Genomic DNA, 14,296 nt, shown 5'->3' with positions numbered 1-14,296 from the left:
ATTCCCGTGCACACCTCCTGCTGACGCTCCGCCGTCAGCAGGAGGTGTGCTTGTCCAGGGCCGCGCTGGTGTTGGGGCCGAAGACGCCCCGCTTGTCGCCCTTGACGTTCCACCTCCACTGGACGTAGTCGACGGTGTTCACGGTGGTGTCGTCGTAGACCCCGGTCACCGGTATGGACGCGAAGCAGCTGACGGCGGCGGCGAGCTTCTGCTGGAGAGCGGTGACGTCGGGGCCGCTCATTCCGTACTGCAGGATCCGCGGGGTCGGAGTGACGGCGGGCGTCGGGGTCGGGACGGGGGGCGCGGTCGGCGTGGGGGCCGGGACCGGGGGAGCGGCCGGGGCATCGACGGTCGGCGTCGCGACCGGCGGCGGGGTGGCCGTCTTCGTCGGGCTCGGCTTGCGGGTGGGGGTGGGGGTGGGGGTGGGCGTCGGGCTCGGCGCCTCGCTGGTCGGCGGCGTGCTCGGGGCGGGCGCGGCCAGGGTCGGCGGGTCCACCGGCGCGGGCGCCAGGGTGGTCGTCGGCAGCGGCTGCGCCTGCTTGGCCGGCGGCTCGGCGGAGGGCGTCACCGCGTACGCGACGCCGATGGTGAGCGCCACCAGGGCGGCGCCGACCCCGGCGAGCAGCCCCTTGCGCTGGGCGAGCGGGCGGCGCCCGGCCTGCTCGGCCGCCCGTCGGGCGGCTCGGCCGCCCGCCTCCGGGCCGGGCCCGGCCGGGCCCTGCCGGAAGTCCTGGGCCTGCCCGAAGGGGAAGAGGCCGATCTCGTTCCCGTCCGGCGCCGAAGCCGGTGTCCGCGGCTGCGCGGCCGCCGCCGGGTACCCGCCCGGCCCGGCCGGCGGGACCGGCGGCAGCACGGTGGTGGCGCACGCGTCCGGGTAGGCCCCGTCCGGACCGTACGGCGCCTGTCCCGGGCCGACCGGCGGCAGCACCGTGGTGGCGTACGCGTCCGCGTCCGGTCCCAGCGGGGGAACGACCGGCGACCCGGGCGCGGCGGGCTGCCCCGGGGGCACCGGCGGCAGCACCGTGGTCGCGAACGGGTCGACCACCGGGGTGCCCGGGTGGGCCTCGTCGGCCACCTGGTCGGCCGTCCGCGGGACGTACGGGCGGACCAGCGGCGGGCCCTCCAGGTAGGGCAGGACGGCGGTCTCGGTGAGGCTCGGGTCCGGGACGCAGCTGCACCCGGTGGAGCGTGCGGTGCCGCACGTCGGGCAGTGCTGGTCCGGCATCGGCCGGTCCTCCTCGGTTTCGCGTCGACTTTCGTGGGCGGTCGTTCGGGTCGTTCGGGTCGTTCGGGTCGTCCGCCGGTCGGTCGGCCGGCCGGCGTCCGGTCGTCCCGAGCACGCTCCGGGCGGACCCGGGCGGCGCGCGGACGCGCCTGATTATGCAGGACCGTCCGAGGGGTGGACAGGGGCGTCCGTCCCTCGGCGGGGTGTTGTGCCGGTTGGTGCCGGTCGGCCCTTCGGGGAACGCCCGGAGCGCGGCGGTTGTCCCCGGCGCTTACGCTCGGCTCACACCGACGGAACGAATCGGGACGAAACGACCAGCGTGGTCAGCTGGGAGTGATCATCCGCACGGCCCGGCCGACGGGCCGCGACCCCATGGAGACGCCATGCCCACGGAGACGCCGTGACGCCCGCGGAGACGCCGTGACGGAGCCGAGCACCGCGTCCGACCGGAGCCCGGCGGGCGAGCCGGGCCCGCCGGCGGTCACCGTGCACAACGTCTGGGTGCCGATCGGCGCCCTGCTGCTGGCGATGCTGCTCGCCGCGCTCGACCAGACCATCGTCTCCACCGCGCTGCCGACCATCGTCAGCGACCTCGGCGGCCTCGAACACCTCTCCTGGGTGGTCACCGCCTACCTGCTGGCCTCCACCGCCGCGACCCCGCTGTGGGGCAAGCTCGGCGACATGTACGGCCGGAAGCGCTTCTTCCAGGCCTCCATCGTGATCTTCCTGCTCGGCTCGGTGCTGTGCGGTATCGCCCAGAACATGGGCGAGCTGATCGCCTTCCGCGCCCTCCAGGGCCTGGGCGGCGGCGGGCTGATCGTGCTCTCCCAGGCGATCGTCGGCGACCTCGTCGCGCCCCGGGACCGCGGCCGCTACCAGGGCCTGTTCGGCGCCGTGTTCGGCGTCACCAGCGTGCTCGGGCCGCTGCTCGGCGGACTGTTCGTCGACCACCTCAGCTGGCGCTGGGTCTTCTACATCAACCTGCCGATCGGCATCGTCGCCCTGGTGGTGATCGCGACGGTGCTGCACGGGCTGGAGGTCCGGCGCGAGCACCGGATCGACTACCTCGGCACCGTCCTGATCGCCGCCGTCGCCACCTGCCTGGTGCTGATGACCTCGCTCGGCGGGACCACCTGGGCCTGGACGTCCTGGCAGATCGTGGGCCTCGGTGTGCTCGGGCTGGTGCTGCTGCTCGCCTTCGTCCTGGTCGAGCGGACGGCGGTGGAACCGGTGCTGCCGCTGCGGCTGTTCCGCTCGCGGACGTTCAGCCTGGTCGCGGTGATCTCCTTCGTGGTCGGCTTCGCGATGTTCGGCGCGCTGACCTACCTGCCGACCTTCCTCCAGGTGGTCCAGCAGGTCTCGCCCACCCTGTCCGGCATCCACATGCTGCCGATGGTGCTCGGCATGCTGCTCACCTCGATCGGCTCCGGCCAGATCGTCGCCCGCACCGGCCACTACCGGATCTTCCCGATCGTCGGGACGGCCGTGACCACCGTCGGACTGCTGCTGCTCTCCCGGCTGGACGAGCACAGCAGCACCGCCGAGATGAGCCTCTACTTCCTGGTCTTCGGCCTCGGGCTGGGCCTGGTGATGCAGGTGCTGGTGCTGATCGTGCAGAACTCGGTCGGCTACGAGGACCTCGGCGTGGCCACCGCGGGCGCCACCTTCTTCCGCTCCATCGGGGCCTCCTTCGGCGTCTCCATCTTCGGGACGGTCTTCGCGAGCGGACTGCGCAGCCGGCTCGCCGACGCGCTGGCCGGGGTGCCGCTGCCGCCCGGCTTCCGGCCGGAGGTCATCACCGCCGACCCGCGGGTCATCCCCCAGCTGCCGGCCGCCGTCCAGCCGGGGGTCTACCACGCGTACGCCGAGTCGATCACCCGGGTGTTCCTGTACGCGGTGCCGGTCGCGGTGGTCGCCTTCGTGCTGTCGCTGTTCCTGCGCGAACAGAAGCTGCGCTCCACCGTCACCGCCCCCGACCTCGGCGAGTCCATCGGGATCAACCCCGTGGAGCGCAGCTCGCTGGACGAGATCGCCCGCGCCCTGTCGGTGCTGAACAGCCGGGAGGCCCGGCGCGACCTCTTCCGGCGGATCACCGAGACCGCCGGGCTGGACCTGCTGCCCGCCTCCAGCTGGCTGCTCCTCCAGATCCACCAGCACGGCTCGGTCGAGCCGGCCGAACTGGCCGAGGCGCGGGTCGTCCCGATCGCCACCGTCGAGGAGGCCGTCCGGGAGGTGGAGGGCCGGGGGCTGGCGGCGCGGTCCGGCGGGCTGCCGCTGCGGCTCACCGAGTCGGGCGAGGAGACGGCCCTGCGGCTGGTGGCCGCCCGGCGCACCCAGCTCGCCGAACTGCTGGGGGACTGGGACGAGCAGCGGCACGCCGAGATCGCGGGGGTGCTGAACCGGCTCAGCTCCTCGCTGTGCGCGGACCTGCGGGACCGGCCGGACCCGTCGGGGCCGCAGGGGCCGTACCGTGGGGAGGGGCGGTCGTTCTGATGGTCCGACGGTCCGATGGCTCGACGGTCCAATGGCTCGACGGCTTGACGGCCCGTTCGGCGTGATGGGGAAGGGTGGTGCGGCATGCCGTTCGAGATCGAGCGCAAGTTCCTGCTGAGCGCCTTCGAGCCGCCGCAGACGGCGGTGCGGCAGCACATCGAGCAGGGGTACATCGCGATCAGGGACGACGGGACGGAGGTGCGGCTGCGGCGGATCGGCGGCAGCCGCGTCCTCGGCGTCAAGCGGAGCGCCTCCTCCGCGGAGGGTTCTCCCGTCCGGATCGAGGTGGAACGCGAGCTGGGGGAGCAGGAGTTCACCGAGCTCTGGCCGGCCACCGAGGGCGCCCGGCTGGTCAAGGACCGGTACACCTTCGAGGCCTCCGGCGTCACCGTCTACGCGGACGTCTACCAGGGGGAGTTGGCCGGACTGCGCACCGTCGAGGTCGAGTTCGGCTCCGAGGCGCAGGCGGCGGCGTTCTCGGCGCCGGAGTGGTTCGGCGCCGAGGTCACCGGCGTGAAGGCGTACAAGAACCAGACCCTCGCGACCCGGGGAATGCCCGGGTCCTGAATCCGCCGGGGGCGTTCGGCCCTACGGCGTGCCGAACCAGGGCGGGGTGTCGAGGCGGAACGGGTCGCCGGGGGCGAGCCGGCGCAGGCCGTCCTCCAGCAGTCTCAGCTGCTCCTCGCCGAGGACTTCCGACCACTCCTCGCGCAGCTCGTCGAAGATCCGGGCCGAGCGGAGCAGGCAGTCCATCCCGCGCTCGGTGAGCCGGACCACCTTGCGCCGGGTGTCGGCCGGGTCGGCGGCGCGCTCGACGTAGCCGAGCTGCTCCAGGTTGTCGACGGTCTTGCCCGCCGCCTGTTTGGTGACGCCGAGGCGGCGGCCGAGTTCGGAGGCGGTGGTGCCCTGCGGGCCGATCGCCTGGAAGACGAAGCCGTGCATCGGGCGCAGGTCGGGATGGCCCTCGCGGGTGATGCGCTCGTGCAGCTCGTCGGTGATCGTCCGGAAGGCGAGCAGCAGGCGCAGCGGCAGCTCAAAACCCGGCGGGGGCGGTTCACTTGGCACGATAGACAACCTCATTGACCATATGGACAACGTCATTGTCCACCCTAGGGGGTTCCTTCGCCGTGCCGGCCCCCGTCCACGCCTTTGACGGCCCACGGCCCGCCCGGCCGTGAGGTGTAGCAGACTGCTCCCGTAGGCAGTCCCCGTCACCGCACCGGCGGCCGCACCAGCGCGCCGGCGGAGCAGCAAGGAGCCCCCATGTCCGTCGTGAAGATCAACGTCCTGACGGTGCCGGCCGAGCAGCGCGAGGTGCTGGAGCAGCGCTTCGCCTCCCGGGCCGGCGCGGTGGAGAACTCGGACGGCTTCGAGTGGTTCGAACTCCTCCGCCCCGTCGAGGGCACCGACCAGTACCTCGTCTACACCCGCTGGCGCAGCGAGGAGGACTTCAAGGCCTGGATGGAGGGCCCGATGAAGTCCGCCCACCAGAACGGCCCCTCCGACGAGGCCCCCAAGCGCCCCGCCGCCACCGGCTCCACCCTCTGGTCCTTCGAGGTCGTCCAGTCCGCGGGCCCCAAGAACGCCTGAGCCGCCCCGTTCCGCCGGGCCCCTCCCCTCGACGGGGAGGGGCCCGGAGTGCTTCGCGGCCCCGGCTAGCGGCCGGCCGTGGCGCGGAGGCCGGGGAGGGGGGTGTGGTCGGCGGGCCAGAGGAGGCGCAGGTGGAGGGGCGGGGGGTCGAGGGGGAGGCGGACGAGGGCGCCGGTGGCGAGATGGTCGTGGACGGCGTGAGTGGGGAGCAGGGCGATGCCGAGACCCTGGGCGGCGCAGGCGCGGGTGGCGGGGACGGCGCCGGTGTGGAGGCGGCGGACGTGCCGGCCGAGGAGGTGCTCGCCGGCGAGGCGGTAGGAGCAGCCGGGGGAGCCGACCAGGAGGCGGTGGCCGTGGAGGTCCTCGCCGGTGAGGGCGGTGGCGCGGGCGAGCGGATGGGTGGGGGCGGCGACCAGGGCGAGGGGGACGTCCTGGAGGTCGACGTGGTCGAGCGGGGCGGGCGGCAGGTGGAAGCCGAGGGTGCCGAGCGGGCCGGGGGCGTCGAGGACGAGGGCCGCGTCCAGGGCTCCGGCCGCGACGCCGTCGAGCAGGACGTCCCGGGTGGTGTCGGTGCGCAGGGACACGTCCAGGTCGGGCCGGTGGCCGGTGAGGCGGGCCAGGACGGCCGGGAGCTGGGCGGCGGTGACGGCCGAGAGGACGCCGAGGCGCAGGCGGGTCCGGGCGACGACGACCTCGCGGCGGGCCTGTTCGGCCTGGGCGAGGAGCCGGCGGGACCAGGGCAGCAGCCGCTCCCCGGCGGAGGTGAGGACCAGGTCGCGCCTGGCCCGGTCGAACAGTTCGGTGCCGAGGCTGCGTTCGAGGGTGTGGACCTGCTCGGCGACGGAGGACGGGGCGAGCCCGAGGGCCACGGCCGCGCCGCTGACGGTGCGGTGGGTGACGACGGCCTCGAAGACGCGCAACTGACGTAGTTCCACTGGCTCCCCCGAACGCCCTCGCTCCCGGTGCTGCGGGACAGCGTACGGGGGACGGCGGTGTGGAGGGGCCTCAGAGGGTCACCGGCGAGAGGGTCACCGGCATCTCCCGGTCCATGTGGGTCGGCTTCTCCGCGTTGCGCACCGAGTGGATGCCGGTGATCCGCCCCTCGTCGAGGCGCATCGCCACCACCGGGTCGAACTCCCCGTCGATCCGCAGGATCGGCGCCGGGTGCCCGTTGACCCGGGTGGGCTCGGTCGTCGCCACCGGGCCCCAGGGCGCCACACCGGTGGCGAGCAGGCGGGCCACCGGCGCTGATCGTGGAACTGGCGTCCCGGGGAGGGAAGTTCGGCGCCCGTACGGACATCGGGGGCTGACTGCTCCGTTCAGCCGGCGAGCGCGTGGGCCTCGTGCAGGGTGCCGGTCGCGTCGGCGTTGTCGCCGTGGACGAGTTGGGCCATGGCCAGGTCGGTGAGTGCCCTGACCAGGCGCCGGGTGCCGTCGGCGGGGTCCGTCGCGTGGAGGCGGCGTTCGATCTCGACGCTCCGCCGCAGCCGGGGGAGCGTGAGGTGGGCGTAGCAGGTCGGGTGGTCCCCCAGGACCGCCCGGCGCAGGTCGAGCCGCCGGGTGAGGGTGCCGAGGGTGACGAGCAGGTCGCGGTCGTCCGGCAGGGGCGCCGGGCCGTCGGTGTGCGCGGGCGCGCAGACCTCGTCCGGCGGGCAGGAGGCCTCGGGCGTGCCGGTGATGGCCTCGACGGCCCGTACGAGGACGCCCAGTCCGTCCTCGAAGGACGCGCGCAGGCTGAAGGACCAGTGGTGGAGGCTCAGACCCAGCACCGGCTGGAGGCGTTGGCGCGGGTCGACACCGAGCGCGAGCTGGTCCGGGGCGTCGGCCGCGGCCTGTTCGTCCCGTACGCCGGAGCGGGCGAACAAGGCGCTCCGCAGGCCTTCGTTGAAGCCGAAGTCGGCGGTGCCGCCACGGGCGGGCAGGCGCTCGCAGGAGCGGACGGCCTCCGCGAGCAGGTGGTGGGCCCGCCCGGGGTCGCCGAGGTCGGCGAACCACAGCGCGGCACCGGCGGCCCGCAGCGCCCTGAGTTCCGCGCGGCCGTCGCGCTGCCAGGCGAGGGCCTCGTGTTCGACGGCCACGGCCTCCTCGGTGCGGTCCGCGAGGCGGAGCAGCAGCGTGAGGTCGAGCAGCCGCCACGTCAGGTCGCTTCCGCCCTGCTCGGTCACCGCCCGGGAGCGGTCGGCCACCGCGCGGGCGGCGTCCACGGCTTCGTCGAACCGTCCCGCCTCGGCGAGGCCGTGGGCCAGGTCGGCGCGCATGACGGCGGCCCGCCCGAGGTCCGGTACCGGCCGGACCACTTCGGCGCGCCGGGCGAGGTCGGCCGCCTCCTGCCGGGCGACGAGGGCGAGGTCGTCGGCGTGGACGATGGAGTACTCCAGCGCGAGGGAGGACAGGGCGTGGGAGGCGGCGGCCAGGTGTTCGGTGCCGCCGTCGGCGACCAGGGTGCGGTAGATCTCGGCCGACTCCTCCAGGAACGGGACAGCGTCCTCGGGACGGGGCCTGGGAGAGCCGTAGATCCGGCCCCGCAGAGCCGCGGCCAGTGCGGGCAGGCCCGAGGCGGGGTCGGTGCGGGCCTGGACCCGGAGGCGGGCGACCGTCTCGTCGGTGACCGGATCCCGCCTCATGCGCGTGCTCCTGGCACGGCGAGGTCGGACGGGGCTCCGCAGGTGGTTGTCACGCGCTTCCTTCCGGGGCGGGGCACGAGGGTCTCCAACCCGAACGCCCCCACAGCCGGAACGAGTTCCGGACATCGGCGACGCGGTTCCGCGGAGCGGCTCGCGAGAGGTCGGGAAGTCGGGCGGGCCGACCTCCCGCGCGGGTTCGTCTGCCACCAGCGGGCCCCTAGGGCCTGTCTCTTGGATCCTTGCCGGGTCCGCGACGCCGGGGCACGCACCTCGCGGCGTTGTCGTCGGTCGCCAATGGCCCCCAGCCTTCGGCCGGGAGGTGCCCCCACCGCAGTGGCTCCCTCCTCCGCCTTGCGATGCACGCACCCCAACGCCGCGCCCTGATCCGACAAAATCCAAGAGACAGGCCCTAGAAGCCTGATGAAGATCTTGGTGTGATCGGGGCTGCCGCCGTCAGGCGGCAGCCCCGATCTGCCAGGTGGTCCCGTTGTGAGTGAGTCCGAGGTTGATCAGGGTCCGGAGGTTGAGGGCTGCGGCGCGGGTGTGGAGCCAGGCGTTGTTCTTGATCGTTCCCCGATAGCGCAGGCGGCGGTTGCCGTGGCCGACGAGCCAGGCGACGGCGCGTTCCACGGGTGGGCGCCAGCGGCGGTAGGTGGCTTGCCAGTCGGGTGTGCTCGCCGCCTGGCGGGCTTGGGACATGAGGTCGTGGTCGGGGCGGATGGTGACGATCCGGCCCGCCTTGGCCCGGCTGCACCGTTCGCGTAGGGGACAGCCGGTGCACTGGCCGGTGAAGACCGCCTTGCGCTGCATGTGTCGGCCGGACGGTGCGGACAAGGCGACGGTGTGACCGGCGGGGCAGGTCGCTGTGCCGACCGCGGTGTCGATGGCGAAGTCATCGAGGCCGAAACCGCCCGGGACGGCGGTCGTCAGGGGGGCGGGTTTGAGGAACAGCCGGCGCCCTGCTTCCCGCAGGGCCCTGCGGGTCGGCCCCGTGGAGTAGGCGGTGTCGCCGAACGCGTCCACCGGTTCAGGCTCGTCGGCGAGCAAGTCGAGGGCGACCTGGGCCTCGTGGTGCTCGCCACCGTTGCCGGGGGTCAGCTCGACGTCGGTGTAGATCGTGGTCTCGGGCTCGATGGCGAGGTGGGCCTTGTATCCGTCCTGGCGGTGGGTACGGGTTTTGTGGACGTGGCGGGCCTCGGGGTCGACGGTGGAGACGACGCGGTCGGGGGCGGTGCCGCGGGTGATGCGCCAGCGTCCGTCGCGGCCGTCGGAGCCGTCGGCGGGTTCGACGTCCTGCCCGGCGACCAGGGCCAGGAGGCCGACCGCGTTCGCGGCCTTCTCGCCCAGCGGCTGCTCGGGCAGGTGCCCGAGCAGCCGCAGCGCGTCACCGACCAGGGCGTCCACCAGGTCGGCCCGGGCCCGCTCGTCGTTCCAGACGATCCGGGGCTTGCCCGGATCGCCGTAGTCGTGCGCCGTGCAGTGGACGGCCGCCACCCGGTCGGCGCCGGGGACCTCACGGACCACCGAACGGACGGCGGCGATCAGCTGGGTGACGGTGTCCTGGGTGGCGACCGCGTCGTCCAGCACGGTCGAGTCCAGGGCCCGCCTCTGGCGGCCCTTGAGCACGCCGGTCGCGTTCACGACCTCCCGCACGGCCTCGAAGACCCGGTCCGGACGCGTCGAGCGGGCCAGCCGACGGCGGAAGTAGGACAGCAGGGACGGGTCGAACGCGGTGTCGTGCAAGCCCAGTCCGCAGGCGGCCTTCCACCGCAGGTCGCACCGCAGTTCCTGGACCGTCTCGAAATCGGACAGGCCGTGCAGGGCCTGCAGGGTGACCGCCGCGGCCAGGATCTGCGGCGGCATGCTCGGCCGGCCGTTCGCCGAGGGATACATGTCCGCGAACATCACCGCTGGGAACAGCCGGCCCCGATGTTCGGCCAGGAACGCGAACACACTCCCCGCCGGGATCAACTCCCGGCACGTCTCCCACACATCCGGCCCGACCGTCTCCCCGACCCATTCCCCCATCGCCACAGACACGAGTCTGGCCCCACCGCCCATACGGTGGGGCCAGAACCCAACATCTTCATCAGCCTTCTAGCCCGCGAGCAGGCCTTCCAGGTACTCCCGCACCGGCGGGAACATCGGGAACGGCACGTACTCGGCCAGCTCGGCGTGCGAGGCCCACACCACCCGGTCCAGTTCGTCCGAGTCCGCCACCCTGGCGGTGCCGCCGACCACCTCGCAGGCCGTGTACGACATCCGCCGCCCGCTCTGCGGATGCACCCGCTCGCCGAGCACCTTCGCCGCCGCCACGTGCAGGCCGGTCTCCTCGGCGGTCTCCCGGACGGCCGCCTCCTCGGGGGACTCGTTCGGCTCGACCTCCCCGGCCGGGAACTGCCAGGACAACTCGCCCTCGGCGACCCGCCGCCGCACCATCAGCACCCGGCCGTCCTTGACGACGATCGCGACGGCGACGGCGGGGAGTTGCCCGGATTCCTGCTCGGTCATCGCTCTGCTCCTCGGGGGACGGCGTCGGTGTCGACGCCATCCTGGCCCGCGCTCACGGCCCCGGTCGGCAGGCCTCCACCGGCCGCGTGTCGTGGCCGCGGTCGTCCGGGCGAGGTGCGCTCGGACGCCGCGCAGCCGTTCCGGGAACTCGGGCACGCCGTCGACCCGGGCACAGGGCTTGAAGGCCGGTGCGAGCTCGCGCACCAGGGTGACGCGGCGAGGTGCGCCGGCACGAGTGCCCCGGGCGGGCCGGGATGTGCGGGCGGCCCGTCGCCGGGGCGGGGCAGGTGTGCGGAGCGTGCCGCCGTCAGCGCTCCGGCGGGTGGAAGGCGACCGGGGCGTCGAAGGCGGCGCGGCGGGTCGTGCGGCGCAGGGCGCGCAGGACGGGGGTGCCGAGGGTCAGGCACAGGACGACGGTCAAGGCAGCCCGGGGAAGGTCCCACCCCAGGGACGTGGTCAGGCAGTACGCCGCGAAGCGGACCAGGTTGGCGGGCAGCGCGTCGCCCGGCACGAAGGAGATGGAGCCGGCCAGGCCGCCGATGTACGGCCAGCCCTGGAGGTTCATGATCGTGCCGTACAGCAGGGACGCGACGGCTCCGTACCCGGCGAGCAGCAGGAGTTCACGGCGGCCACGCAGGGAAGAGGCCCCCGGCAGCAGGCCCGCGCCCAGGCACACCCAGCCCATGGCGAGCATCTGGAACGGCAGCCACGGCCCGACCCCACCCGTGAGCAGCGCGGAGGCGAACATCGACAGCGAGCCGAGCACGAAGCCGAAGCCAGGACCGAGCACCCGCCCGGACAGCACCATCAGGAAGAACATCGGCTCCAGTCCGGCCGTGCCCGCGCCGAGCGGCCGCAGGGCCGCGCCCGCCGCCGCCAACACCCCCAGCAGGGCCACGGACTTGGCGTCCAGCCCGGGCGCCCCGCCGCCCGCCGTACGGCCCTCGGAGATCTGGGCGACGACGACGGCGAGGAGCAGCGGCAGCAGCAGCGCGAACAGCCAGGGCGCGTCCGCCGAGTGGCCGACCAGCGCCGACCTGGTGGAGGCGAGCAGTGGCCAGCCGAAGGCGGCGACGCCGACGAAGGAGACGGACAGCAGTGCCGTGACGGACCGGCGCCCGAGCGGGACGGGACGAGTGCTCATGCGCCCAGTGCCTCCGCGACCTGCCGCACGGTGAGCCACGGCCCGGGCGCCAGCACCTTGGCGACCTGCGGGGCGAAGGCGGGGGAGGAGACCACCACCTGCGGGGTCGGGCCGTCCGCGACGATCTCGCCCTCGGCCAGGATCACCGTGCGGTGGGCGAGTTCGGCGGCCAGTTCGACGTCGTGGGTGGCGAGCAGCACGGCGTGGCCCTCGACCGCCAGCGAGCGCAGGATCTCCACCAGTCGGGCCTTGGCGGCGTAGTCGAGGCCGCGGGTCGGCTCGTCCAGGAGCAGCAGCGGGGGCCGGGCGGTGAGGACGACGGCGAGGGCGAGGGTGAGCCGCTGGCCCTCGGAGAGGTCGCGCGGGTGGGCGTCGTCGGCGATACCGGGCAGCAGGCGCTCGACCAGGGCGCGGCAGGTGCCGGCGGCGGCGCCCGCGTCGGTGTCGGCGGCGGCGCACTCGGCGGCGACGGACTCGCCGTACAGCAGGTCGCGCGGGTCCTGCGGGACGAGGCCGACCTCGCGGATCAGCTCGGCGGGCCGGGTGCGGTGCGGAGTGCGGCCGCCGACCCGGACGCTGCCGGAGGCGGGGGCGTGCAGGCCGACCAGGCTGCCCAGCAGGGTGGACTTGCCGGCGCCGTTGCGGCCCATCAGGGCGGTGATCTCGCCGGGGTGGAGGGCGAGGTCCACGCCGCGCAGCGCCGGGACGGGGCCGCGCCGGACGGCGAGGCGGTCGGTCACGGCCAGCGGGGACGCGGTCGGGGCGCAGGCGGGGGCCGGGCCGCGGCCGTCCAGTTCGGCGCGCAGCGGGGCGGCCTTGCGGCGGGCGTCGCGGACGGACAGCGGCAGCGGCCGCCAGCCCGCGAGCCGGCCGAGGCCGACCACCGGCGGGTGCACCGGGGAGTGCGCCATCACCTCGGCGGGTTCGCCGAGGACGGGCGGGGCGTCGGGGGTGAGCAGCAGCACCCGGTCGGCGTACTGGACGACCCGCTCCAGCCGGTGCTCGGCCATCAGCACGGTGGTGCCGAGGTCGTGCACCAGCCGCTGGAGGACGGACAGCACCTCCTCGGCCGCGCCCGGGTCGAGCGCCGAGGTGGGTTCGTCCAGCACCAGCACGCGCGGGTGCACGGTGAGCACCGAGCCGATCGCGACGCGCTGCTGCTGGCCGCCGGACAGGGAGTTCAGGGAGCGGTCGCGCAGGTCGGCGAGGCCGAGCAGGTCGAGGGTCTCCTCGACCCGGCGGCGCATCACGTCGCCCGGCAGGCCCAGCGACTCCATGCCGTAGGCGAGTTCGTCCTCCACCGTGTCGGTGACGAAGTGCGCCAGCGGGTCCTGCCCCACCGTGCCGACCAGGTCCGCGAGTTCGCGCGGCCGGTGCTCGCGGGTGTCCCGGCCGTCGACGGTGACCCGGCCGTGCAGCACCCCGCCGGTGAAGTGCGGCACCAGGCCGCTGACCGTCCCCAGCAGGGTGGACTTGCCGGAGCCGGACGGGCCCACCAGCAGGCAGAGTTCGCCCTCGGGGACGGTGAGGTCGACGCCGTTCAGCACGGGCGCGGCGGAGTCCGCGTACCGGACGGAGACCTGCTCGAAGGTGATCACGATGCCCTCCGGGGCGGGATCGGGGCGGCGAACGCCGGTACCAGGCCGAGCAGGACGGCCAGCACGGCGGCCAGGGGCAGCGCGGGGACGGTCGGCGGGACGACGGTGGGGGCGAACGCGGCCGGGTCCTGCGCGGCCAGGTAGGTGGTGAGGGCGGCCACGGCCACTCCGGAACCGGCGGTCAGCCACTCGGGAAGGGCCCAGGGGTCGGGCCGGTAGCGGTTCCGGACGGACCGTCGGCTGCCGAGCAGCAGCCCGGCGAAGGCGGCGGCCAGGCCGAGCGCCAGGACGGGCAGCGCCCAGCCCGCGCCGTCGGCGGTCAGCAGCCCGTACGCGGCCAGGCAGATCCCGAGCAGTCCGGCCAGGGTGAGCGCGGCCGTCGCCCGGGCGAGCCGGCGCGGGACGTCGGCGGTGCGGCCGAAGCCCCGGGTGTCCATCGCGGCGGCCAGCGCGATGGACCGCTCCAACGCGCCCTCCAGCACCGGGAGTCCGACGCTCAGCACGGCCGCGATGCCCTTGTCGGTGCGGCCGCGCAGCCGGCGGGCGGCACGCAGTCGGCGGACGTCCGCGATCAGGTTCGGCGCGAAGGTCATCGCCACGACGACGGCGACGCCCGCCTCGTAGAGCGCGCCGGGCAGGGTGCGCAGCAGGCGGGCCGGGCTGGCCAGGGAGTTGGCGGCGCCGACGCAGATCAGCAGGGTCGCCAGCCGAAGCCCGTCGTACAGCGCCGCGAGCAGCCCCTCGGCGGTGACCCGTCCGCCGATCCGCACGCCCTGCGCCCAGGCGGGCAGCGGGAGTTCGGGCAGCGTGAACAGCACGTGGGTGCCGGGGATCGGCGAACCGAGGAACACCGCGAACACCAGCCGAATGCCCAGTACCAGCAGGCCCAGGCGCAGGAACGCCCCGTACGAGCGCGACCACGGCGCATCGCCGCGCCGGGCCGCGACCACGTACCCGGCGACGGCGGTGAGCAGCAGCAGGATCGCCGGATTGGTGGTGCGGGTCGCCGCCGCGCCCAGCCCGAGCGCCCACAACCACCAGGCCCCGGGGTGCAGTTGACGGGGGCCGGTGGGCGGCCGGGTGCTACGGGCGGCGGTGCTGCTCACGGAGG

At 74.6% G+C, this 14,296-nt stretch carries 13 protein-coding genes; 3 read left to right on the top strand and 10 right to left on the bottom strand.

Features of this window, described 5'->3' with window-relative positions; all coding sequences use genetic code 11:
• Positions 1-34 precede the first annotated feature (34 nt).
• Positions 35-1,225, bottom strand: a complete 1,191-nt coding sequence (locus tag ACGF0D_RS16305) for a peptidoglycan-binding protein (RefSeq protein WP_392916625.1) — start codon at positions 1,223-1,225, stop codon at positions 35-37.
• 528 nt (positions 1,226-1,753) lie between these two features.
• Between ACGF0D_RS16305 and ACGF0D_RS16300 the strand changes: the two genes are divergently transcribed.
• Together ACGF0D_RS16300 and ACGF0D_RS16295 are read left to right on the top strand one after the other, a co-directional pair.
• Positions 1,754-3,718: an MFS transporter gene (locus ACGF0D_RS16300; RefSeq protein ID WP_392870087.1), complete on the top strand. Its 1,965-nt coding sequence runs from the start codon at positions 1,754-1,756 to the stop codon at positions 3,716-3,718.
• Between the two features lie 84 nt (positions 3,719-3,802).
• The gene (locus tag ACGF0D_RS16295; RefSeq protein ID WP_392916622.1) at positions 3,803-4,285 is read left to right on the top strand and encodes a hypothetical protein; all 483 of its coding nucleotides are present in this window, start codon (positions 3,803-3,805) and stop codon (positions 4,283-4,285) included.
• A gap of 21 nt (positions 4,286-4,306) precedes the next feature.
• Here ACGF0D_RS16295 and ACGF0D_RS16290 read toward each other — a convergent pair whose 3' ends face one another.
• Complete coding sequence (locus tag ACGF0D_RS16290; protein WP_392916620.1) at positions 4,307-4,783, bottom strand: MarR family winged helix-turn-helix transcriptional regulator; 477 nt, start codon at positions 4,781-4,783, stop codon at positions 4,307-4,309.
• Between the two features lie 198 nt (positions 4,784-4,981).
• Here ACGF0D_RS16290 and ACGF0D_RS16285 point away from each other — a divergent pair, with 198 nt between their 5' ends.
• The gene (locus ACGF0D_RS16285; protein ID WP_392869608.1) at positions 4,982-5,308 is read left to right on the top strand and encodes an antibiotic biosynthesis monooxygenase family protein; all 327 of its coding nucleotides are present in this window, start codon (positions 4,982-4,984) and stop codon (positions 5,306-5,308) included.
• 65 nt (positions 5,309-5,373) lie between these two features.
• On the opposite strand, the gene ACGF0D_RS16280 is transcribed toward ACGF0D_RS16285, so the two are convergent.
• From ACGF0D_RS16280 to ACGF0D_RS16245, 8 genes are all read right to left on the bottom strand, one after another.
• Positions 5,374-6,243, bottom strand: coding sequence for a LysR family transcriptional regulator (locus tag ACGF0D_RS16280; protein WP_392916617.1), 870 nt, complete (start codon positions 6,241-6,243; stop codon positions 5,374-5,376).
• A gap of 70 nt (positions 6,244-6,313) precedes the next feature.
• Positions 6,314-6,550: a hypothetical protein gene (locus tag ACGF0D_RS16275; protein ID WP_392916614.1), complete on the bottom strand. Its 237-nt coding sequence runs from the start codon at positions 6,548-6,550 to the stop codon at positions 6,314-6,316.
• A gap of 77 nt (positions 6,551-6,627) precedes the next feature.
• Entirely contained in the window at positions 6,628-7,932 is a 1,305-nt protein-coding gene (locus ACGF0D_RS16270; RefSeq protein ID WP_392916611.1) for a hypothetical protein, read from the bottom strand.
• A 453-nt stretch (positions 7,933-8,385) separates the two neighbouring features.
• Complete coding sequence (locus ACGF0D_RS16265; protein WP_392916768.1) at positions 8,386-9,960, bottom strand: IS1182 family transposase; 1,575 nt, start codon at positions 9,958-9,960, stop codon at positions 8,386-8,388.
• A 69-nt stretch (positions 9,961-10,029) separates the two neighbouring features.
• A complete protein-coding gene (locus ACGF0D_RS16260) occupies positions 10,030-10,443 on the bottom strand; it encodes an NUDIX hydrolase (protein ID WP_392916608.1) in 414 nt (137 codons plus the stop codon).
• A gap of 307 nt (positions 10,444-10,750) precedes the next feature.
• Entirely contained in the window at positions 10,751-11,587 is an 837-nt protein-coding gene (locus ACGF0D_RS16255) for an ECF transporter S component (protein WP_392869599.1), read from the bottom strand.
• Entirely contained in the window at positions 11,584-13,185 is a 1,602-nt protein-coding gene (locus ACGF0D_RS16250; RefSeq protein ID WP_392916606.1) for an ABC transporter ATP-binding protein, read from the bottom strand. The genes ACGF0D_RS16255 and ACGF0D_RS16250 overlap by 4 nt, the downstream gene beginning before the upstream one ends.
• Positions 13,182-14,291 (bottom strand): energy-coupling factor transporter transmembrane component T, encoded by a 1,110-nt coding sequence (locus ACGF0D_RS16245; protein ID WP_392916603.1) that lies wholly within the window; start codon positions 14,289-14,291, stop codon positions 13,182-13,184. The genes ACGF0D_RS16250 and ACGF0D_RS16245 overlap by 4 nt, the downstream gene beginning before the upstream one ends.
• Between the last annotated feature and the right edge of the window lie 5 nt (positions 14,292-14,296).

Origin of the sequence: Kitasatospora sp. NPDC048298, from assembly GCF_043201465.1 — a bacterium.
GTDB lineage: Bacteria > Actinomycetota > Actinomycetes > Streptomycetales > Streptomycetaceae > Kitasatospora.
This window is presented reverse-complemented; position numbering and strand designations above follow the sequence as displayed.

Coding starts and splice junctions, on each gene's coding strand:
- ACGF0D_RS16305 (WP_392916625.1), bottom strand. CDS start 1,225: ATGCCGGACCAGCACTGCCCGACGTGCGGCACCGCACGCTCCACCGGG.
- ACGF0D_RS16300 (WP_392870087.1), top strand. CDS start 1,754: ATGCTGCTCGCCGCGCTCGACCAGACCATCGTCTCCACCGCGCTGCCG.
- ACGF0D_RS16295 (WP_392916622.1), top strand. CDS start 3,803: ATGCCGTTCGAGATCGAGCGCAAGTTCCTGCTGAGCGCCTTCGAGCCG.
- ACGF0D_RS16285 (WP_392869608.1), top strand. CDS start 4,982: ATGTCCGTCGTGAAGATCAACGTCCTGACGGTGCCGGCCGAGCAGCGC.
- ACGF0D_RS16270 (WP_392916611.1), bottom strand. CDS start 7,932: ATGAGGCGGGATCCGGTCACCGACGAGACGGTCGCCCGCCTCCGGGTC.
- ACGF0D_RS16265 (WP_392916768.1), bottom strand. CDS start 9,960: ATGGGGGAATGGGTCGGGGAGACGGTCGGGCCGGATGTGTGGGAGACG.
- ACGF0D_RS16260 (WP_392916608.1), bottom strand. CDS start 10,443: ATGACCGAGCAGGAATCCGGGCAACTCCCCGCCGTCGCCGTCGCGATC.
- ACGF0D_RS16255 (WP_392869599.1), bottom strand. CDS start 11,587: ATGAGCACTCGTCCCGTCCCGCTCGGGCGCCGGTCCGTCACGGCACTG.